General features: G+C 76.1%; 22 protein-coding genes. 7 read left to right on the forward strand and 15 right to left on the reverse strand.

The window, feature by feature from the left end:
- Positions 1 to 10 precede the first annotated feature (10 nt).
- From E4P41_RS14115 to E4P41_RS14125, 3 genes are read right to left on the reverse strand one after another with little or no spacing between them, the layout of a single operon-like run.
- Entirely contained in the window at positions 11 to 1,279 is a 1,269-nt protein-coding gene (locus E4P41_RS14115) for a phospholipase D-like domain-containing protein (protein ID WP_135141883.1), read from the reverse strand.
- A gap of 27 nt (positions 1,280 to 1,306) precedes the next feature.
- Positions 1,307 to 1,942, reverse strand: coding sequence for a GerMN domain-containing protein (locus E4P41_RS14120; protein ID WP_135141884.1), 636 nt, complete (start codon positions 1,940 to 1,942; stop codon positions 1,307 to 1,309).
- The gene (locus E4P41_RS14125) at positions 1,939 to 2,445 is read right to left on the reverse strand and encodes a hypothetical protein (RefSeq protein WP_135141885.1); all 507 of its coding nucleotides are present in this window, start codon (positions 2,443 to 2,445) and stop codon (positions 1,939 to 1,941) included. The genes E4P41_RS14120 and E4P41_RS14125 overlap by 4 nt, the downstream gene beginning before the upstream one ends.
- Before the next feature lie 256 nt (positions 2,446 to 2,701).
- Between E4P41_RS14125 and E4P41_RS14130 the strand changes: the two genes are divergently transcribed.
- On the forward strand, positions 2,702 to 3,001 hold the full coding sequence (locus E4P41_RS14130) for a hypothetical protein (protein ID WP_135141886.1): 300 nt from the start codon (positions 2,702 to 2,704) through the stop codon (positions 2,999 to 3,001).
- Here the strand turns inward: E4P41_RS14130 and E4P41_RS14135 are convergent.
- From E4P41_RS14135 to E4P41_RS14160, 6 genes are all read right to left on the reverse strand, one after another.
- Positions 2,949 to 3,428: a hypothetical protein gene (locus E4P41_RS14135; RefSeq protein WP_135141887.1), complete on the reverse strand. Its 480-nt coding sequence runs from the start codon at positions 3,426 to 3,428 to the stop codon at positions 2,949 to 2,951. The genes E4P41_RS14130 and E4P41_RS14135 overlap by 53 nt on opposite strands.
- Entirely contained in the window at positions 3,425 to 4,390 is a 966-nt protein-coding gene (locus tag E4P41_RS14140) for a metallophosphoesterase (protein ID WP_135141888.1), read from the reverse strand. Before E4P41_RS14140 ends, E4P41_RS14135 begins: the two co-directional genes overlap by 4 nt.
- 84 nt (positions 4,391 to 4,474) lie before the next feature.
- On the reverse strand, positions 4,475 to 4,888 hold the full coding sequence (locus E4P41_RS14145) for a hypothetical protein (RefSeq protein WP_135141889.1): 414 nt from the start codon (positions 4,886 to 4,888) through the stop codon (positions 4,475 to 4,477).
- Positions 4,885 to 5,430, reverse strand: a complete 546-nt coding sequence (locus tag E4P41_RS14150) for a hypothetical protein (RefSeq protein WP_135141890.1) — start codon at positions 5,428 to 5,430, stop codon at positions 4,885 to 4,887. Before E4P41_RS14150 ends, E4P41_RS14145 begins: the two co-directional genes overlap by 4 nt.
- Entirely contained in the window at positions 5,427 to 7,514 is a 2,088-nt protein-coding gene (locus E4P41_RS14155; protein WP_167761088.1) for a PEP/pyruvate-binding domain-containing protein, read from the reverse strand. The genes E4P41_RS14150 and E4P41_RS14155 overlap by 4 nt, the downstream gene beginning before the upstream one ends.
- 301 nt (positions 7,515 to 7,815) lie before the next feature.
- Positions 7,816 to 8,595: a sporulation protein gene (locus E4P41_RS14160; RefSeq protein WP_135141892.1), complete on the reverse strand. Its 780-nt coding sequence runs from the start codon at positions 8,593 to 8,595 to the stop codon at positions 7,816 to 7,818.
- A 61-nt stretch (positions 8,596 to 8,656) separates the two neighbouring features.
- Here E4P41_RS14160 and E4P41_RS23665 point away from each other — a divergent pair, with 61 nt between their 5' ends.
- A complete protein-coding gene (locus tag E4P41_RS23665; RefSeq protein WP_280660659.1) occupies positions 8,657 to 8,788 on the forward strand; it encodes a hypothetical protein in 132 nt (43 codons plus the stop codon).
- A 13-nt stretch (positions 8,789 to 8,801) separates the two neighbouring features.
- Here the strand turns inward: E4P41_RS23665 and E4P41_RS14165 are convergent, their stop codons facing one another.
- Both E4P41_RS14165 and E4P41_RS14170 read right to left on the reverse strand, forming a co-directional pair.
- On the reverse strand, positions 8,802 to 9,650 hold the full coding sequence (locus E4P41_RS14165; protein ID WP_135141893.1) for an SDR family oxidoreductase: 849 nt from the start codon (positions 9,648 to 9,650) through the stop codon (positions 8,802 to 8,804).
- A gap of 70 nt (positions 9,651 to 9,720) precedes the next feature.
- A complete protein-coding gene (locus E4P41_RS14170; protein WP_135141895.1) occupies positions 9,721 to 11,229 on the reverse strand; it encodes an NAD(P)/FAD-dependent oxidoreductase in 1,509 nt (502 codons plus the stop codon).
- Positions 11,230 to 11,378: 149 nt separating this feature from the next.
- Between E4P41_RS14170 and E4P41_RS14175 the strand changes: the two genes are divergently transcribed.
- Positions 11,379 to 12,575 (forward strand): PucR family transcriptional regulator, encoded by a 1,197-nt coding sequence (locus E4P41_RS14175; RefSeq protein ID WP_245177344.1) that lies wholly within the window; start codon positions 11,379 to 11,381, stop codon positions 12,573 to 12,575.
- A gap of 174 nt (positions 12,576 to 12,749) precedes the next feature.
- Here the strand turns inward: E4P41_RS14175 and E4P41_RS14180 are convergent, their stop codons facing one another.
- Together E4P41_RS14180 and E4P41_RS14185 are read right to left on the reverse strand one after the other, a co-directional pair.
- On the reverse strand, positions 12,750 to 13,715 hold the full coding sequence (locus E4P41_RS14180; RefSeq protein WP_135141899.1) for an NADPH:quinone oxidoreductase family protein: 966 nt from the start codon (positions 13,713 to 13,715) through the stop codon (positions 12,750 to 12,752).
- A 131-nt stretch (positions 13,716 to 13,846) separates the two neighbouring features.
- Positions 13,847 to 14,443 (reverse strand): hypothetical protein, encoded by a 597-nt coding sequence (locus tag E4P41_RS14185; RefSeq protein WP_135141901.1) that lies wholly within the window; start codon positions 14,441 to 14,443, stop codon positions 13,847 to 13,849.
- 194 nt (positions 14,444 to 14,637) lie between these two features.
- Here E4P41_RS14185 and E4P41_RS14190 point away from each other — a divergent pair, with 194 nt between their 5' ends.
- The 4 genes from E4P41_RS14190 to E4P41_RS14205 all read left to right on the forward strand — a co-directional run bounded on the left by E4P41_RS14190 (position 14,638) and on the right by E4P41_RS14205 (position 17,731).
- Complete coding sequence (locus tag E4P41_RS14190) at positions 14,638 to 15,054, forward strand: hypothetical protein (protein WP_135141902.1); 417 nt, start codon at positions 14,638 to 14,640, stop codon at positions 15,052 to 15,054.
- Positions 15,055 to 15,656: 602 nt separating this feature from the next.
- The gene (locus E4P41_RS14195; protein WP_135141904.1) at positions 15,657 to 16,442 is read left to right on the forward strand and encodes a TIGR02587 family membrane protein; all 786 of its coding nucleotides are present in this window, start codon (positions 15,657 to 15,659) and stop codon (positions 16,440 to 16,442) included.
- A 13-nt stretch (positions 16,443 to 16,455) separates the two neighbouring features.
- Positions 16,456 to 16,914 (forward strand): TIGR02588 family protein, encoded by a 459-nt coding sequence (locus E4P41_RS14200; protein ID WP_135141906.1) that lies wholly within the window; start codon positions 16,456 to 16,458, stop codon positions 16,912 to 16,914.
- A 205-nt stretch (positions 16,915 to 17,119) separates the two neighbouring features.
- Positions 17,120 to 17,731, forward strand: a complete 612-nt coding sequence (locus E4P41_RS14205) for a hypothetical protein (RefSeq protein ID WP_135141907.1) — start codon at positions 17,120 to 17,122, stop codon at positions 17,729 to 17,731.
- 226 nt (positions 17,732 to 17,957) lie between these two features.
- Here E4P41_RS14205 and E4P41_RS14210 read toward each other — a convergent pair whose 3' ends face one another.
- Both E4P41_RS14210 and E4P41_RS23305 read right to left on the reverse strand, forming a co-directional pair.
- Positions 17,958 to 19,178, reverse strand: coding sequence for an AI-2E family transporter (locus E4P41_RS14210; RefSeq protein WP_167761089.1), 1,221 nt, complete (start codon positions 19,176 to 19,178; stop codon positions 17,958 to 17,960).
- Positions 19,179 to 19,550: 372 nt separating this feature from the next.
- Positions 19,551 to 19,846 (reverse strand): phosphopantothenoylcysteine decarboxylase (locus tag E4P41_RS23305; protein WP_280660666.1); only part of this gene is annotated, 296 nt, incomplete at its 5' end.

A 19,846-nucleotide genomic window follows, 5' to 3' on the forward strand; every position in this document is an offset into this window, starting at 1 on the left:
GCGGCCGCGCTCACCGGTCCGGGCGCCGGGCGACCAGGCCCAGCGAGCCCCAGCCCCGCAGCGGCCGCCCGGTCACGTCGACGACGGTCTCCAGCGCCCGGTGCGTCCGCGGACGCTGCTCCCAGCCGGCGGCCGTCACCCGTGCGCTGCGGGCGAAGTCCTCGTCGAAGTGCCCGTCGAGGATGGCCACGACCGCCGGGTCCGCGACGACCAGGTCCATCTGCTCGTTGAGCGCCAAGCTGCGGACGTCGAGGTTCGTCGTCCCGCCCATCGCCACCGCGCCGTCGACGGTGACGATCTTCGCGTGCAGCAGGCTCGGCAGGTACCGCCAGATCTCCACGCCGGCGTCGAGGAGCGGCGCCATGTCCCGGTCGGCCTGCCGGTGGACGACCGGCCGCGCGACGTGCGGGCCGGACACCAGCAGCTGCACGGCCACGCCACGCCGGGCGGTGTCGCACACCAGGTCGCACAGCCACCGGGGGAGCCGCGCATACGGCGTGGCGATCCGCACCCGGGAGCGCGCCGTCTGCAGCAGCGCGGCGATCGCCAGCGCCGCGTCGTTCCAGCCGGGGGTGGACGCCGTCCGCAGCACCTGGACGGCGCTGTCGCCGTCCGCCGGCAGCGTCGGGAAGCGGTCCTCCGTCCCGAGCACGGCCTCGCCGTCACGCGCCTGCACCTGGAGCCACGGCAGGGCGAACCCCGAACGCAGCCCCGACACCGCGGGGCCGCGGACCCGGTAGGAGGTGTCCCGCCAGGCCTGTCCGTGCACCCCGTCGCCGGTCCACGGGTCGGCGATGCCGGTGCCGCCGGTGAAGGCGACCTCCTCGTCGCAGACCAGGACCCGCCGATGGGTCCGCAGGTTCCACACGGTGGGGCGCCAGCTGGGCACCGGCCGGTAGAAGACGACCTGGCCACCGGCCGCGCGCAGCCGCGCGACCAGGGCCGGGTCGACGTGCTTGGCGCCGTAGCCGTCGAGGAGGACCCGCACCCGCACCCCGGCGCGCGCCCGGTCGGTGAGCGCGCCGGCCAGCCGGGTGCCGATGGCGCCGCGGTCCCAGGCGAACCACATCAGGTCGACGGTGCGGGTGGCCTCCTCGATGGCCGCCAGCAGGGCCGGGAACGTCTGCTCGCCGTTGCGCAGGACGCCGACCTCGTTGCCCTCGGTGAAGGGCGCCCCGAGCAGCCCCTCCAGCGCCGCCCGCGGCTCCGGCGGGTGCGGCCGGAGGGCGGTGACCGTGCCGCCGGGGGGCGTGGTGGCGGGGGCGGTCGGTGCCGGCATCGAGTGGTCTCCTGGGGTGGGGGTGGGTCAGCGAGGGGAGCCCGGCGTCGACGGCGACGTCTCCGGCGTGCCGGTGGGCGCATCCGGGCGGGGGGCGATGGAGGCGTAGTCGGCACGGTCCACCGGCCGCGAGGTGAGGCCCTCGTCGGTCGGGACGGCGACCAACGCGCCCTCGAACAGGAACCGCACGTCGTCGATCCGCGGGAACTGGGTGACGGTCCAGACCACCTGGGCCACGGCCAGCAGTTGGTCGCCGCCACCGATGGTGGTGAAGCTCCGCGTCACCGCGACGGTCACCGTCCCGCCGTCCGGACCGGTGAGGACGGTCAGGTGCTGCGGGGACAGCGCCGTCCGCAGGCCCGCTCCCGCCTCGGCCCGGGTGGGCCCGGCGAGCAGCCGGTCGACGGCGTCCTGCGGACGCCGGGACGGGACCGACCGGGTCACCGGCTCCAGCCGGGCCCCTGCGACGAAGTAGACGACCAGCTCATCGTCGCCCCCGCTGCCGGGCGGGCGTGGTGGGGTGGGCAGCGCGTCGGCGACCGGCACCGGTTCTTCGCGGCTCTGCGCGCCGATCCCGCACCCGGTCAGCAGCGCCAGCAGCACGATGAGCAGCGACGTCGTCGACAGCCGGGCCGGCGCGGCGTCCCCCCGGCCGGCGGTCACTGGTCGGAGGGCACCGAGGTGTCGATGCTCTCGGCCACGATGTAGGGCTCGCCGGCCCACTCCTCGCCCAGCGCGTCGTCCAGGTCCGCGCCCAGCTCCGCCTCCGCCTCGGCGAGGTCGAAGGCCAGGCGGACGGTGCCCTCGACCGCGACGGTGAGGTCCGGCGCGAGGTTGTTGCTCTCCTCCGCGCCGACGACGAGCAGCTCGTCCACGGTGGTGTCGTCGGTGCCGGCGATGGTGAACGCGGTCGGACTGAGGACCTCGTTGACGTCGGCGGAGACCCGGACCTCCCGGCCCTCGTAGGACTCGATGTCGTCGGAGAAGTCGGAGTCGTAGACGCCCTCGAAGGGGCCGACGTCCGAGGCGGCGTCCTCCTGGATGTCCTCGACGGTCGTGCCGACCTCCGGGCCCGCGGTGTCCTCGCCGCACGCGGAGAGGGCCAGGGCCGGGGCGGCGGCCGCCGCCGCGACGGCGGCTCGTCCTCGGGTACGGGCGGTGCGCATGCGCGTCCTCTCGCCGGGGTCCCGCCGGCGGGTCCGGCCGCGGGACGAGCGGTGTCGGTACGCCCGGGCGGATATCCCGGTCGCCGGCCACCGCTGCTCGTCGCCCGCGACCGACACGAGGTCGTCATCGACCGGGCCGGCCAGGTGACGCCTGCGTGACGACACCCGCGCCACCGCGGTCGCGGCGCGGTCCCGGGGAACGCTCCGGGAGACAGGCCGGTGCACCCGGCCGCGCCGTCCGGAGAGGAGTGCCGCGGTGGACTGGATCGTCCCGGTCGTCCTGCTGCTCCTGGCCGCGGCGCTGGCCGGCCGCGGCGCGCTCCTCATGGTCGGCGGGCGTCGGCCGGCCGACGCCGACGAGGAGGCCGGCACCGACCGCGCCGTCCTGTCCCTGGTCCTGCTCGGCAGTGCGCTGGGGCTCGGGGCGGTCGGGGCGGCCCTGCTCTCCGCCGGGGCGGCCGTGGTCGTGCAGGCGGCGGTCTTCCTCGCCGCGGTGGCGGCGGTCATCCTTCCCGTCGCCGGCGTCCTGCTGGTGGCGCGCCGCGGCGGTCGATAGCCGTGGCCCGGCCGCGGGCCAGCCACCTCCCGACCGCCCGCTGCGTCCCGGCCCCGGCGAGGACGGCGACCACCAGGCCGGCGCCCCAGACGGCCGGGGCCAGCCAGGGCCGGGTCGTGACGTCCGCCGGCAGCCACGCGGCGGTGCGCAGCGCGAGGGTCGGCAGCCCGACGGCGGCCGGTGCCAGGACGCCGAGACCGGCGAGCGCGGCCCCCCACCGCCCGCCGTGCCCGGTGCGCAGCACCCCGCGCCAGGCGAGGACGGCGGCGACCGCCCCCACCGCGGCGCTCACCGCGAGGACGTCCGCGGTCCCGTCGGCGGGGATGCCCCCGCGGCGGGCGGCGGCCCGCAGGACGAGCGCCGGGGCGAGGACCACCAGCGCGACCACGAGGCCGTAGCCGCCGGCGGCCAGCCGGACGCCGGTCACCGGCCCTCGCGGGCCCGCAGCTCGAACCGGTCGAGGACGAGCCCGTCGGCGCGCACCGAGCGCCCGGTCAGCCGGTCGCCGTCCACGTCGACGTGCAGGTACTGCAGCGCCGACGCCGCGGCCAGGGTGAGCCGGCTGCGGCCGACCGGGGTCGTCTTGCAGCCCCCGCCGCTGACCACGTAGGTGACGCCGTCCACCGGGCGCATCCGCTCGTAGTGGTGGTCGTGGCCGGTGAGCACCAGGTCGACGGCGCGCCGGGCGAGCACCGGCCGCAGCACGTCCTCGGCGCCCGGCGTCGGGCCGTGCGAGCCGGCCGAGAACACCGGGTGGTGCATGCAGACGACCTTCCACTGGTTGGTGGAGCTGGCCAGGGCGTCGTCCAGCCACTCCAGCTGGGCCGGGGCGTCGTCCCCGAACAGCCCGGGGGCGCTGGAGTCCAGGTAGAAGAAGTCGACCGGGCCGTGGCTGGTGGTGTAGGTCCGGGCCGGCGTGCCCAGCAGCCGCAGCTCGGCGTCGATCTCGGCCAGGCTCTCGTCGCTGTGGTGCAGCGCGCCGTCGTGGTTGCCGATCGCCAGCTCGAACCGGACGCCGGCGTCGATGAGCGGCCGCATGGGACGGACGAAGACGTCGTCGAAGCGGTCCTCGACGTGCCCGTAGTAGCAGAGGTCGCCCAGGTGGGTCACCAGCCCGTAGGGGGAGTCCTGGTACCCGCGGGCCATCCGCTCGGCGACGGCCATCGCCTGCCTCCCGCCGCTGCCGGTGTCGCCGACCGCGGCGAAGGTGAGGCGGTCGCCGGTCTCCGCCCAGGCGCGCGCAGGCAGGGTGAGCTCCGGGTCGGCGCCGGGGAGCAGGTCCTCCCGACCGAGGAGGGGCCACAGCTGGCTGGTCAGCCCGCCGGCGGCGAGCGTGCCGGCCGTTCCCAGGCCGGCGGCGAGCAACTGCCTGCGGTTGAGCTGGGCCACGAGCGAGCGGACCTCCGGGGTGCGGGGCTGTCTCCTGGGTCCAACGCCGTCAGGCTCGGGGTGTTCCGGCGTCGGGCCGGCAGCTCAGCCCTCGGCCCGGGCGGGCTCCGGGTCGGCCGGGGTCACCGTCTGCAGGTGCAGGACGTCGACCAGCAGGTGCTGGACCCGCGTGTCGGACAGGCAGCCGCGCAGCTCGCGCCGGTCGAACTCGTCGAGGCCCGGCCGCAGCCGGAAGGCGAACACGTCGGGCTCGACGCGGCGGAAGGACTCGGCGGCCACGTCGGCGTTGACCAGCAGCCGGCAGGTGCTGACCAGGCCGCGGGTCATCTCCTCCCGAACCGCCTCCGGGTCCTCCTGGTTCACCGTGGCGGTGACCACCACGTCGGTGTAGGACCCCTCGGGCTGCTCGACCTCGACGGTCATCAGCTCGGCCCGGAGCAGCAGCACGCCGGTGAGGGTCACCGCGGCAGCGGCGACCCAGGCCAGCACCCGCTTCACCGCGCCGTCCCGCCGGCGGCCGGGCCGAGGAGCAGGCGCAGCCCCGGGTCGTCGGCGTCCCCGCCACCGGCCAGCACCTCGGCGTTCCCGGGCACCAGGGCGGACCCGGGGAAGGCGATGTCCCGCAGTTCGCGGGCGAGGTCCTCCTCGACACCGGCGCGGGCCGAGGAGCCGGCCACCCGCTCGATCAGCCACGCGGCCCCGGACACCAGCACCCCGCCGCCGAGCAGGATGGGGATGAACACGTGCGTCCGGTCGAGCGCCTCCGGGCGCAGCCAGCGGAACGGCGGAGGCTCCACCGGGGCCGCGCGCAGCCGGGCGAGCGGGTCGGCCGGGTGCGGCGCGCCGGCGGTCGACAGCTGCCGCTCGACCCGGGTCAGCCGGCGCAGGACCAGGGCGGCGCACAGGCCGACCAGGCAGGCGTTGAAGAGGATGCCGACGAGCAGGGCGCGGTGCCACTCCCAGCGGTACACGTAGACCAGCAGGTAACTGCCCGAGGCCAGCAGCGCGATGGTGCCGATGATCCAGCTCAGCTTCCTCATGACGTCTCCTCCTGCTCCTCGACCTCGCCGGTGGCCCCGTCGACCCGGACCACCGTGCCGGGCGGGAACCGCTCGAGCGCCCCCGTGAAGCCGACCACCGTCGGCACCCCCGCCTCCCGGGCGAGGATCGCCAGGTGCGCCAGCACGCTGCCGGTCTCGGCGACGAGACCGGCCAGCCGCGGCAGCACCGAGGCCAGGGCCGGGTCCAGCGTCCGGACGACGAGCACCGCCCCCTCGGGCGGGTCGTCCCCGTGGTGCACCGGTCCGGTCCCGGTACCCCCGCCGGCGCCGCTGGCACCCGCCCCGCCCCCGACGGGGACCGGCCGGCCGGTGTCGCTGACCCGGAAGCGGGCGGGCAGGGGCTCACCCGGCTCGACCGGCCGGGGCACCAGGGGCGCGCCCGGATCCTCCACGGCCGCGGTGAGCTGGTCGAGCCCCAGGCCGCGGACGTCGTCGGGGCGGGCCAGCCGGCCTGCGGCTGCGAGGCGTTCGCCGAGCGTCCAGGCGGCGCGGGCACCGGCCTCCTGCAGCCAGCGCACGCGCAGCCGCAGCGCCTCGCGCAGCAGGCCGGGGTCGTCGGGGTCCCCCGGCGGCCCGTCCCCGGGCGCGTCACCGTCGCTGGGGAAGGGGACGTCGGCCGGCAGGTCGGGCGCCCCCCGCACCTGCGGCGGGGCGAGCGCGAGGACGACCGGGGAGCCGGCGAGGGTCTCCGCGTCGGGCACGCCGGCCCGCCGGGCGCGGGCGAGGACGCCCAGGGCGGTGCCGGTGCCCGTGGTGCGCGGGGCCTCCGGGTCGACGAGCAGGCCGACGAGGAGCTCGTGCGCGTGCACGGAGGTCAGTGCGGGCCGCAGCCGGTGCAGCAGGGCGACCAGCTGCCGGTCGTCCAGGTCGGCCGCTGCGGGGACGCCCGCCAGAGCCGTGTCGGCGGCGCCCACGACGTCCCGGGCCAGGGTGGGCAACGCCGAGCGCAGCCGTCCGACCCGCCAGGACGCGTACAGCCGCCGCAGGCGCGGGCGGGGGTCCAGCCGCTCCCGCACCCTCGGGTGGCGGTGCTGCGGCTCCAGCAGGTCCAGGTCGACGGCGGGCCATCCGTCCAGCACGGTGACCAGCGGGGAGGTGTCGAGGTCCGCGGGAGCGGCGGTGCCGGCCAGCGACAGCGCGCGGCGGAGCGCGGTGCGCAGCGGATCGATCCACAGGTCCTCCTCGAGCGGCTGCAGCGGGAGGGGGAACGTCTCGGCCACCGGCCCGGGACCGAGCACCGGCCCACGGGGGCGGCCCCGGGGCTCGGCCGTGACCGGGCGGCTCTGCAGCAGGCGCAGCCGGCCGTCGCCGTCGTAGGCCCACTCCACGTCCTGCGGACCGCCGAAGACCTCCGCCGTCCGGGCGGCGAGCTCGGCCAGCTGCCGCAGGCGGCGCCGGCTCAGCCGGATGCCGCCCTCTCCCCGGGTCAGCCCGACCTGCCGGCCGGACGCGTCGAGCTCGTAGCGGCTGCCGTCGACCTCCCCGCTGACCAGCCGGTCCGGCCCCCCCTCCACGACGGCGACGACCAGCCGGTCCTCGCGGCCCGAGACCGGGTCGATGCCGAACAGCACGCCGCCGCAGCGGGCCGAGAGCAGGGGCTGGACGAGGACGGCGAGCGGCTCGCTGCCGGTCAGCGTGTCGGACCCGGCCGCCGCCTGCTCGCGCGAGGCGATGACCAGGCCGACGGCGCGCCGGAAGCCGCTGGACCCGCGGACGCCGACGACGGATTCGAAGCGGCCGGCCATCGAGGAGTCGCCGAGATCCTCGACGGTGGAGCTGCTGCGCACCACGAGCGCCTGGGCGTCGTCGTCGGACAGGCCGTGCCACGCGTCCAGGACCGCCGTGGGCAGGTCGCCGCCGGCGGCGATCTCCTCGACCGCCGTCGTCGTGACGACGAAGCCGGGTACCACCGGCAGGCCGGCCCCGGCCGCCGTCGCCAGCGCCGCGGCCTTGGCGCCGGTGAGCCGCTGGTCGGCCGCCCGCTCGTCGGCCAGGTCGACGACGGGCGGGCCCTCGGCCCGGCGCGGCGCGGCGGGGCGGTCGGTAGAGGTGGGCGGGTGCACTCCCGCCAGGGTGTCCCAGGGGATGCGCGCCGACGCGCACCTGACGGCCGGGCACCGCTTTCGACCGGTAATCGTCACGCCATTGCAACACCAGCGCCCAGCGCCGGGCCGGAGCCGTCAGCTCACGGCGCCGTCCGTCGCGGTCTCCCGCCGTCGGGCTGCCGGCCGACACCGCGGCCGGTGCCGTACCCCGCCTGAGCGGAGCCGGACCGGCCGCTCGTCGAAAACCCTTCGGGCCCCGCTCCTCACAGAAACCATGGCCCTGCGGGCCGCCTCGAACGATGGGAATCGCCGATTTCCATTACAGCCACCCGCGGCGGGCGCCGAGCTGCCGGACGGCGGCGTCCAGCCGGGCCGCCACGGCCCGGACGTCGGTGTCGGAGTGGCCCAGCCGCAGCCGGCCGCCGACGTCGCGGCCCTGGCTGAGCAGCCCGCCGCGCCGGTCGACCTCCAGGACGACGTCCACGCCCTGCGGGTCGGTGAGGAAGGTGACCTCGAGCTCGTTGACCCGGCCGCGCAGGCCGGGCGGCGGGGCGAACTCGACCTCCTGGTAGAACGGCAGGTCGCTGCCGCGGATGCGGCCCTTCTCCACGTCGGCGCCGCGGAAGGCGAAGCCCAGACCGTCGAGCGCGTGCAGGACGGTGCGCTGCACCGGCAGCGGGAGGACGGTCACCGGGTCGAGGTCGCCGGGGTCGACCGAGCCCGCGATGTCGACCCGGGTGCGCAGGCCGATGCGCATGCCCCGCAGGTGCCAGCCGTCGATCGCGGTGATCGGGCACTGCCAGGGCACGGGCAGGCTGAACGGGACGCTGCGCTGCTCGCCCGGCTCGATCCGGGAGGCCCCGGCGATCGCGGTGGTGCCGAAGGTGACCTCCTCGCGCCAGGAGTTGTCGCCGCTCTCCACCTCCACGGTGGCCTGCAGTGCGACCCGGACCTCCTCGACGTCCTGCGCGACCTTGCCGCCGGTGAGGTGGACGGTGCCGGTGACACCGCCGCCCGGGGTCGTCTCCGGCCGGTCGAGCACGGTCTCGACACCGGCGCCGCCGGAGCCCAGGCGCGCCATCATGCCGCGGAAGGCCATCGGTCCTCCTGTTCGAGGGTGGTGGGGTGGGCGGAGTGCGTGGTGGTCGCAGCCTGTCACGGTGCTCGATCGCGTGTCACCGTCCCCCGGGTCGGGGCACCGCACCACCATGGAGCTGCCCGCCGGTGCCGCCGACCTGGTCGACGTGGACGGACGCCGCGTCGACGTCTCTGGTGGACCGGGCCGCCTGTGACCGGGGTCGCGGGTCAGGCGCCGCCGGCGAAGCGGCGCTCGGCGCGGGCGACCAGCGCCGGGTAGAGCCGGGGCGCCAGGCGGACCAGCAGGTCGACGGCCCTCGCGTCGTTGCCGACGAGGATGCGGGGCCGACCGGCCTCCACCCCGTCGACGACGATCCGCGCGGCCTGCTCGGGCGGCATCTTCAGCAGCTTCTCCTCGTAGAGACGGCGGCGGGCCTCCTCCTGCGGGGTGGCCTCGGCGCCCTGCTGCCGGGCGTGCTCGAACGCCGCCGTCGCGATGTTGGTCCTGACCCCGCCGGGGTGGACGACGGTGACCCGGACGGGGTGCCCGGCCGCCAGCATCTCGGCGCGCAGGCTCTCGGTGAAGCCGCGGACGCCGAACTTGCTGGCGCAGTAGGCCGTGCTGCGGCCCTGCCCCATGATCCCGTTGAGGCTGGAGACGTTGACGACGTGCCCGTCGCCGGAGGCGACCAGGTGCGGCAGGAACGCCTTGGTGCCGTGCAGGACGCCGAACAGGTTGACCGACCAGACGCGGTCGTACTCGGCCCAGTCGGTCTCGAGCACTGTGCTCCCCCCCGCGACGCCGGCGTTGTTGTAGACCTGGTGCACGACGCCGAAGTGCTCCGCCACCGCCGCCGCGTGGGCCTCGACGGCCGCGCGGTCGCTGACGTCGAGGTGCGCGGCGTGGACGTCGGCGCCGAGCGCCCCGGCGCGGTCCGCGGTGTCGGCCAGCCCGAGGTCGTCGACGTCCGACACCGCCAGCCGCGCCCCGCGCCGGGCGAGCTCGAAGGCCAGCTGGCGGCCGATGCCGGAGCCGGCGCCGGTGACGGCGGCGACCTTGCCGCGGACGCTGCTCATCGGGGGTCTCCTGTTCCGGTGACGGGGCCTCCGGCGCGGCGGGCGGGTCCGTGGAGCCGTGCGGTCGCCGTCACGCGGACACCTCGGCTGGCGTGGTCACGGGCGCGGTGGCGCGGGAGAAGTGCAGTTCGGGGTCGACGACGCTGTCGGCGCGCAGCAGCTCGACGTCGGAGGAGTAGGTCATCGAGGTCAGCCACGGCATCCGGTCGCCCTGGCGGGGCAGCTGGTCGACGGCCCGCTGGATGTAGCCGGCGGCGAAGTCGAGCAACGGCCGGGTGGGCATCTCCGGATCGCTCGGCTCGGGCCGGCAGACGTCGTACCCGTGGGCGTCCATGTGCGCCAGCAGCCGGGTGAAGTGCTCGCAGAGCAGCCCGATCTTCAGCGTCCACGACGAGTTGGTGTAGCCGATCGCGAGCACGAAGTTGGGGACGCCGGAGAGCATCATGCCCTTGTAGGCGACGGTGTCGGGCAGGTGCACCGGGGCACCGTCGACCGTCAACGACATCCCGCCGATGGCCTGCACGGTCAACCCGGTCGCGGTGACGATCACGTCGGCCTCGAGCTCGCGGCCGGACTCCAGCAGCACGCCGGTCTCGGTGAAGGTGACGATCCGGTCGGTGACCACCTCGGCCGTGCCCTGGCGGATGGCCCGGAACAGGTCGCCGTCCGGCACCGCGCACAACCGCTGGTCCCACGGGTCGTACGGCGGGTTGAAGTGCTCGTCGACCGGATAGCCCTCGGGCAGCTGCTTGGCGTTGACCCAGCGGATGAGCCGGCGGGCCGCCCCGGGGTACCGCTGGCAGAAGCCCCAGATCGCGCGCTGCTGGGCGATGTTCTTGCGCCGGGTGACCGCGTATCCGCGCTCCTCGCCGAGCAGCGCGCGCAGCCGGTTGGCGAGCGGATCCTTCCGCGGCACCGGCAGGACGTAGCTCGGCGTCCGCTGCAGCATCGTGACGTGCGCGGCGGTCCCGGCCATCGCCGGCACCAGGGTGACCGCCGTGGCACCGCTGCCGATGACCAGCACCCGCTCGCCGGCGTACTCGAGGTCCTCGGGCCAGGCTTGAGGGTGGACGATCGTCCCGCGGAAGCGCTCGCGGCCCGGGAAGTGCGGGGTGAAGCCCTCGTCGTAGCGGTAGTAGCCGCCCGCGCAGAACAGCCAGCCGGCGGAGAGCTGCAGCCGCTCACCGGTGTCGGTGCGCTCGACGTCGACCAGCCAGCGGGCCGCGGCGGTGGACCAGGCGGCGGCCAACACCCGGTGGTGGTAGCGGATGCGGGCGTCCAGCCCGTTCTCGGTCACGGTCTCGCGCAGGTAGGCGAGGATCCGCGGCGCGTCGGCGATGGACTCCTCGTCCCGCCAGGGCTTGAACTCGTACCCGAAGGTGTGCAGGTCGGAGTCCGACCGGATGCCGGGGTAGCGGAACAGGTCCCAGGTGCCGCCGGAGGCGGCGCGGGCCTCGAGGATCGCGAAGCTCTTCCCCGGGTGCTCGGTCGTCAGGTAGCGCCCCGCGCCGATGCCGGAGATCCCGGCACCGACGACGAGCACGTCGAGGTGCTCGACCGGCGTCTGCGTGGTGGTCATGTGTGCTCCCCATCGGATCCACTCGTACGGCCGGTCCCCGACGATCCGTGGCCGCCGCCACCTTGCGCCACCGCACCGTGCACCACGATGCTCGCTCCGTGGTGCACCGTGCTGCAGCCGATGTCCGGTGGCCGCGGATCTGCCCGCGGGTGCGTGAGCTCTTCCGGCGGGGTGCCGAGGTCGCGCTCGACCCCCGCGCCGAGTGGGTCGAGGAGCTGCACGCGGCCGCCCTCGGCGGGCAGCGGATGCGGCCGGTCGCCGAGGACCCGGTGCTCGCCGCCGCGACCCGGCGGGCCAACCTCGCCAACCTGCTGCACTGGGCGGCGGCCAACGTGCAGCACCCGGGCCGGCGGGTGCCGGCGAACACCGGACCGGAGGTGCTGGAGTCGGCCCGCGACCTGGTGCGCCGAGGGCTCGACGAGTCGGCACTGGACGCCTACCGAGCCGCCCAGGGCGTCGCCTGGCGCCGGTGGATGGCGATCTGCTTCGACCTGACCTCCGACCCCGCGGAGCTGCGCGAGCTGCTCGACGTCTCGGCGCTGTCGATCGCCACCTTCATCGACGACACCGTCGCGGCCATCTCCGAGCGGATGCGGGCCGAGCGCGACGAGCTCACCCGCGGCGCGCACGCCGAGCGCCGGGCCACGGTCACGCTGCTGCTGGAGGGCGCACCGATCAGCCGCGCCCGCGCCGAGGCGCAGCTCGGCTACGGCCTGGCCGGCCCGCACACCGCCGTCGTCGTGTGGAGCGGCTCGGGGGCGGCGTCGGAGCAACTGGAGGCGGCCGCCGAGGCCGTCGTCCGGGCCAGTGGCGCCGCCCACCGGCTGACGGTCCTGGCCAGCGCCGCCGCCATCTGGGTCTGGCTGCCCGTGGCGACGGCGCCGCGCGCGGGCCAGCTGGCCGCGCAGCTGGCGGCGCACCCCGACGTCCGGGTGGCCGTGGGGCGCCCGGGCGCCGACGTCGACGGTTTCCGGCGCAGCCACCTCGACGCCGCCACCACCCAGCGGATGCTGGCCCGCCTGACGTCCCCGCAGCAGGTCGCCCGCTACGAGGACGTGCAGCTCGTCGCCCTGCTCACCGGCGAGCCGACCCAGGCCGAGGAGTTCCTCGCCGACACGCTCGGGGACCTGCTGCACGCGGACGCCGACACGCAGCAGGCGGTGCTCGCCTACGTCCGCGAGCTCGGCAACACCTCGCGCACCGCCCGGCGGCTGTACACCCACCGCAACACGGTGCTGCGCCGGCTGGCCCGGGCCGACGAGCTGCTGCCGCGCCCGCTCGCCGAGGACGTCGTCAGCGTCGCCGCGGCCCTGGAGGTGCTGCGCTGGCGGGGCACCGCGACCTGAAGAAGGACCACCCTTCCCCCACGCCTCGCAGGCTCGGCGCGAGCCCCTGACGGGTGGCCGCCGCTGCCCCCGCCACTCGTAGAAGGACTGTCCCCCCACCCTTCGCACGCTGAGGGCGGGGCCCGGGACGGAGCCGGCGGGACCCCTGCAGCGGGCCCGTCCCGGGGTCCGTCTTCAGCGCACCCGGAGCAGCACCTTGCCGGCGGCTCGGCGCTCGTCGAGCTCGGTGATCGCCGCGGCGGCGTCGGCCAGGTCGTGGACGGACCCGAGGACCGGGTCGAGGGCGCCGTCGTCGAGCAGCGGCCGCAGGTCCCGCCACTGCTCCTGCACGTAGCCGGGATCGCCCGACCAGAAGGCGCCCCACCCGACCCCGACGACCGAGACGTTGTTCAGCAGCAGCCGGTTGACCTTGACGGTGGGGATCTCCCCGCCGGTGAAGCCGAGCACGAGCAGCCGGCCCTCGCGGGCGAGGCTGCGCAGTGAGTCGGTGAACCGGTCACCGCCCACCGGGTCGGCGACGATATCGACGCCGCGGCCGCCGGTGAGCTCCTTGACGCGATCGCGGAACCCGTCGGCGAGGACGACCTCGTCGGCGCCGGCGGCCCGGGCCACCTCGCCCTTGGCCTCGCTCGACACCACGGCGAGGACGCGCGCGCCGTACGCCTTGGCCAGCTGGACGCCCGCCGTCCCCAGGCCGCCGGCGGCGCCGTGCACGAGCACGGTCTCGCCCGCCTGCACCCGGCCGCGACGGCGCAGCGCGAAGTGCATGGTCAGGTAGTTCATCGGCAGGGCCGCACCCTGCTCGAAGGTCGTGCGGTCGGGCAGGGGGAAGACGAACCCCGGGTCGGCGACCGCCACCTCGGCGAAGCCGCCGAAGCCCGGGAAGGCCGCGACCCGCTGCCCGGGCTGCAGCCCGCTGCCCTCCGGGGCGCTCCGGACGGTTCCGGCGACCTCGCTGCCGGGCACGAACGGCAGCGGCGGCTTGAGCTGGTACTCGCCGCGGCTGAGCAGCACCTCGGGGAAGGTCACGCCGGCGGCGTGCACCTCGATCACGGCCTTGCCGTCGGCGTCGGGCTCGGGGAGGTCGACGACCTGGATGGCCCGGGGGCCGTCGAGGGTGGCGATCTGGGCGGCGCGCACGGGTCCTCCTGCACGGTGGGGAACGGGACCGGACCCCGCCCGCGGTCCTGCGGTGCCGCGCGGGAGGAGGTCGACCGCGAGGATGTCAGAGGCGTGGCCCCGCCCCGCGGTCGGGGCGGGGCCGGGCGCCACTACGACGCCAGCCCGAGGTGGCCGAGCTCCGCCCTCGCCAGGGCGGCGTGGCGCCCGGCCCTGAGGTCGCCCACGGGATCCTCGGTGAGGGCGCTCAGCTGCCGGTAGGGCAGCCGGTCGACCGCGCGGCGGGCGAGGTAGGCGGTCAGGGCGTCGTCCGGCGGGCCGGAGGCCAGCCGGGCACGCAGCGCCGCCACGTCGGCCCGGTAGACCAGGCGCGGTGGCAGGTACAGCCAGAGGACCGGGGTCAGCGGGATGAGCGCGATCGAGATGCCCAGCAGCACGCCGAGCCGGTGGATGGTCACCCGCGAGTCGGCCGCGTTGGCCAGGACCGCCTGGGCGGCGTCCCGCACCTGGTCGCCCAGCTCACCGGCGTCCCCCCCGACGAGCGGCAGGTCCCGGAGGGACTGCAGCGCCTGCCCGGCCGAGTCGGCGGCGCGTGCCGAGGCCTGCGCCGAGTCGCTCACCGACGTCAGTTGCTGCACCTCGTGGCCGGTCAGCAGGCCGAGGACGATCCACAGGAGCACCCAGAAGAGGACGAACCCGTCGAGCAGGCGCACGCCTCGATGACCGATGGCACCCAGCAGTGTCGTCACGCGGACCCTCCCCGACGGGCGTACCTCGGGCTCGGCTGCGAACCTGTGGGAGGCCGCACCTGCCGGCACTCTCGCGACTCCGCCGGCGCACCGCGACCCGACGCCGAGCCGAGGAGGCGGACATGCCGGGCACAGGAGCCGGGACCGGGACGCGTGAGACCGCGCCGGTCCCCCCGCCGGGGGGTGGTCGTGGCGTGCGGGCGCTGACCGTCCTGCTCCCCGCGGCGACGTTCCTCGTGGGACTGCTGATCGGCTTCGGCATCTGGGGCGGACCCGACGGCGCGGACGGCGCCGACGGGGTCGGGGCCGCGGACCCCACGGCGGCGGAGCCCACCGTCGTCCTGCCGGGCGACGACCAGGGAGACGTGGAGGGCCGGACGGTGACGACCACGGTCCCCGAGGAGTGCCTGGCCGCGGTCGACGAGGCGGCCCGCTCGGTGGGCCTGCTGGAGGAGGCCGTGGCGGCACTGGGGGACCTCGACGTCGCCCGCGTGCGGGAGATCGTCGAGGACCTGCAGTCGTCCTCCACGCAGGTCCGGGAGCTGGGTGAGGAGTGCCGCGCACTGGCTGAGGTGACGATCGGCACGACCGGCTCCGCGCCTCCCTCCTGAGGAATCCGCGCCGGCTCGTCGGGCCTCGTCCCGGCCGGCGGGCGACCCGGCGCCCCACGCGGGGCCCGGTGGCCGGGGTCCGGCGTCCGGTGGGAGTCCGGCCCGGTCGGGCGACGGGGCCGGGCCGGTGTGGTGCGGCCCGTCGGCGTGCCGGGGGCGGGAGGGCGTGGGCATGGGTCGGGACGTCGGTCTCATCAAAAGGCGCTTACCCCCGGGCGCCCGCCGGAGGAACCCGCACCGCCGCGCGCTCCGATGACCTCGGCGGGCCGGGCCCGGGACACGCCACCACGCCGTCCCCCGGCCGGACGATGACGGGCTCGTGTCGATCCCCGGCCCGGAGGGGTGGCGACACCGGCTCGGGGCAGCCCACCGTCGTCCTGTCCGCCCTCGTCGTCTGGACCTCGTCGATGGAACGCACCGATGGCCTCTCCGCAGCTCGCCGCGGAGACGGCTGGGAGGGGATCGGCCCGACCGCAGGAGCGTGGTCGCGGCCGGCCCGGGACCCCGGGATCCCCGGCGGGCCGGTACACGCGGCGTGGCGGACCTGGACACCTGCCGGGGCCGGGTCGCCCGCCGGCTGACGAGCGGGTGGACGGATCCTGATGGAGGTGATGCGGGGGCTGGGCCGTGCGCTCGGCGGTGCGGTGCTGTTCGCGATGCCGTTGTTCCTGACCATGGAGGTCTGGCGGATCGGCCTCCATGTCGAGCGCTGGCGGCTGGCCCTGCTCCTGGCCGCGACCGTGCTCCTCGTCCTCGGGCTGGTGCGCGAGCTGGGTGGGGCCTCGGACGAGTCCGGCTGGCGCAGCGACCTGGCCGACACCGGGATCGCGCTGCTCATGGCCGCGGTGGCCGCCGCGGCCGTCCTGACCGTCCTGGGGAGGATGGACTGGCTGGAGGACTGGCGGGGCGCGACGTCGATCCTGGCCATCGAGACGCTGCCGGCCGCCGCCGGCGCCTCCTACGCCCGCAGCCAGCTCGGACAGGACAGCGCCGCCGCGACCCAGAGCGGCTACGGGCACGAGCTGTTCCTGATGGTCGCCGGCGCGGCGGTGTTCGCGGCCAACGTCGCCCCCACCGAGGAGATCGTGCTGCTCGCGGCGGCGGCGACACCGTGGCATCTCCTGGCCACCGTCCTGCTCAGCCTGGTGCTCATGCACGGTTTCGTGTACGGGGCGGGCTTCAAGGGCGAGGAGGAGTCGCGGGGGTTCCTGCGGTCCTTCGCGACCTTCACCGTCGCCGGGTACGTCCTGGCCTTCGCCGTCGCGGCCTTCCTGCTGTGGATCCTCGGCCGGTTCGACGGCACCGGCCTGGGGATGGTGCTGGCCGAGTCGGTCGTCCTGGCCCTGCCCGCCAGCGTGGGCGCGGCGGCGGCCCGGCTGATCCTCTGAGGAGGGGAGGGCGATGACCTCGTCGGACCACCAGCGCACGGACGACCACGTGCCCGGCGGGCAGGACCACGGCGGCGACGACCAGCCGGACGGCGGGCAGGGGACCCCGCCCGCCGAGAAGCTCGTGGGCGTCCTGGGCGCCCTGCTGGTGGCGGCCCTCCTGGGTTTCCTGATCCACCAGGCGGTGGCCGTGCGGGAGTCCGGGCCCCGTCTGTCGGTGGCGGTCACCTCGATCGAGGAGGCCGGAGAGGGGTACGCGGTGCACTTCACCGCCGTCAACGACGGCGGGGCCACGGCCGAGGCCGTCCAGATCAGCGGCACGCTGCGGCGGCAGGGCGAGGTGGTCGACCAGGCCGTGAGCCAGCTGGCCTACCTCCCGCCGGACAGCCGTCACCGCGGGGCGCTTATCTTCTCGGAGGACCCCCGCCGCGGCGACCTGGTGGTGGGTCCGGCCGGGTACCGCCTGCCGTGACCGGTCCGCCCGAGCCGGCGGCCGTCCACCCGGGGGCGGATTCGACGGCGACGTGACGGTTGCGCCGGGGATGTTGCACCCCCCTTGCGGATCGGTGTCAGGACCGCCGCATCGGGTGGCCGGCCCCGCCGGGCTGGGCACGTCAGCAGCACCCGACACGAGCGGCGCTGCCCGGCGCAGCCCGCCAGCGAGCAGAGGAGCCATCATGAGCACCAGCGGGCGCCTGACGCCTCTCCGTACGCGGCGCGCGGGACGCGCCGCCACAGCCCTGGTCGCGGCCGCCATCGGCATGGGCGGGCTGGCCGCCTGCGGCGAGTCGGCCGGACCGGAGGCCGGCGAGGTCACCATCGACGACCTGCAGGCCATCGAGGAGGACATCGGCGAGCTCGAGGAGCGGGTCGGCGTCCTGGAGGAGGCGCCGGCGGCCGAGCCCGATGCGCCGGTGGACCCGGTGGTCGAGGACGAGGCCGGTCTGTTCGACGACCCGGATCCGCTCATCGGCCAGGAGGTGACGGTGAGCGCCGAGGTCTCCGAGCTGGTGGCCACCACCGACGTCGGCGCCGCCTACTGGATCGCCGGGGAGTCCGGTGAGCCGATCGCGGTCATCATGGCGACCCCGCCGGCCGAGCTCGACGCCAACGACGTCGTCCGGGTGTCCGGCACGGTGGTCCAGGTGGCGCAGGACACCTTCGAGCAGGACTTCGGCATCGCCGCCGACGAGCTCTTCGACGACCCGGACGCCTTCTTCGCGGAGGCCGAGGGGCAGGTCGCCCTCGCGGCCGACCGCATGGAGATCCTGCAGGAGCAGGCCGACTGACCTCGCACGGTCCGCGGACGCCCCGCGGCCGGGAGCCGGGTCCGACCCGGCATCCACGGCCGCGGGGCGTTCTCCTGTGCGGCGGGCGGTGGCGGAGCGGCGCTCCTGCCCCGGGGCTGCGGGACTGCGGGGCGGTCCGGCGGGCCGCCACGGTCCGGGACGCCGCCGTTCCTGCGGTCAGGCCCTGCGGTCAGGCCCTGCGGTCAGGCGTGGCCGTCGCCGGACGTCAGGCGCGTCCCGCTCCGGCGACGGGGGCCGGCTCCGACCCTCCGGACGGCACCGACTCGGGGTGCGCAATTGACGGTGCGGCGGGCGGCTGCCGGTGCTCCCGCACGTACTCGGCGATCCGGTAGGCGACGGCCATGAGCGGCACCGCCAGCAGCGCGCCGGCCAGCCCCCACAGGAGCGTGCCGATGGTCACCGCGACGAGGATGGCCACCGGGTGCAGGTGCAGGGTGCGTCCGACGATGAGCGGCTGCAGCAGGTTGCCCTCGACCTGCTGGACGACCAGGACGACGACCAGCACGATGATCGCGTCGGTGAGGCCGTTGGTGACCAGGGTGACCAGCACGGCGACCGCGCCGCTGATCGTGGCCCCGAAGATCGGGACGAACGCGCCCAGGAACGTCAGCAGGGTCAGGGAGACCCACAGGGGGACGTCCAGGATGAACAGGGCCGTCCCGATCCCGACCGCGTCGATGATGGCCACGATGATCACGCCGTGGATGTAGCCGGACAGGGTGGTCCAGGCGCAGCGCCCGGCCCCGTCGACGTGCTCGCGTCGCCGGCCGGGGACCCAGCCGAGCGCCCAGCCCCACATCCGTTCGCCGTCCTTGAGCAGGAAGAACAGCACGAAGGCGACGAGGATCACCGCGGCCAGCACGTAGAGGGCCATCCGGGCCGCGGCCGCGGGCTCGGGGATCAACTGGTAGATCCGGGTCACCACGGTGTTGCGGATGTCGGCGACCCGTTGCGGGTCCAGGCCGAGCGGACCCTCGATCAGCCACACCCGGATCCGGTCGATGCCGGCGGTCAGCGGCCGGGCGAGGTTGCGCAGCTTCGCGGCCGCGCGGAACCCGACCAGGGCGCCGACGCCGGTGAGGACGGCGAGGAGCAGCAGGACCGACAACAGCGACGCGAGCCCCGGGGGGAGCCCCCGCCGGCGCAGCCACCGCGCGACCGGCTGCAGGAGGGCGGCCAGGAGCAGCGCCACGGCGAGGGCCACGGTGACCAGCGGGACGCGGAGCAGGAACCAGAACAGCAGCCACCCGACGGCAGCGAGGGCGAGGGCCGCGGCGCTCCGGGTCAGGACCCGCACCGCCCAGCCGGGCACGGCCGGCGTCGCCCGGGGCGGCACCTCCCGCTCGGCGTCCCCGGGCGGCGTCGGATCGCCGGACGCGACGGTGGCCGTGTGCCCGCGGTCCCGGCGGACGGCCGGCCTGCCCATCGGCGGCCGTCTCACCGGAACCCGCCCGGGACGGCGGTGGTTCGAGGTCGCGGGCATCCGGTCGCGACGGTGGTGCTGCTGCGGCTGGTCATCTCCACCCCCAGGTCGGTCGGGCGTCACCCGGCCGGTGGTCGGGGCGCGGACCCGGTGACCCATGAGCCGACATGGGGACCGGGTCCGCGCCCCGACTGTGCCGCGTCCGTGCCCTTCCCGGGCGGCGGACAGCCGTCGGAGGCCCGGTCGTCAGCGGATCGTCATCCTCCGTGCCGCGTTGTGACGCCCCCGTGACCCCGTACCGGTCACACCGGGCTACGGGGTCACGGACCACGGGTCACCGGGCCGACCGCGGGGCGGCGCCCGCGGCAGCGCCGGTTACGCGTCGAGCAGCCGCCGCAGCCGGCGGGTGGGTTCCCGAACGGTGCACACCACCATCCGCACCGGGAGGGTCGCCGCGGCGCGGGCCGCCCGCATCCCGAGGCGCCGCAGGTCGGCGTACTCGGCCGGCCGGAAGTCGGCCACGGCCGCTGCCATCACCACGGCGTCGGCGTCCGCCGCCGCCTTGAGGACCGCCTCGCGCAGCTGCACGGCCGTCCCGACCCGTACGACGTCCACCCCGGCCGGGTCGGCAAGCGCGGTGTTGGCCGCCACGAGGGTGACCCGGGCCCCGC

This window comes from Geodermatophilus sp. DF01-2 (assembly GCF_004571065.1).
GTDB lineage: Bacteria > Actinomycetota > Actinomycetes > Mycobacteriales > Geodermatophilaceae > Geodermatophilus.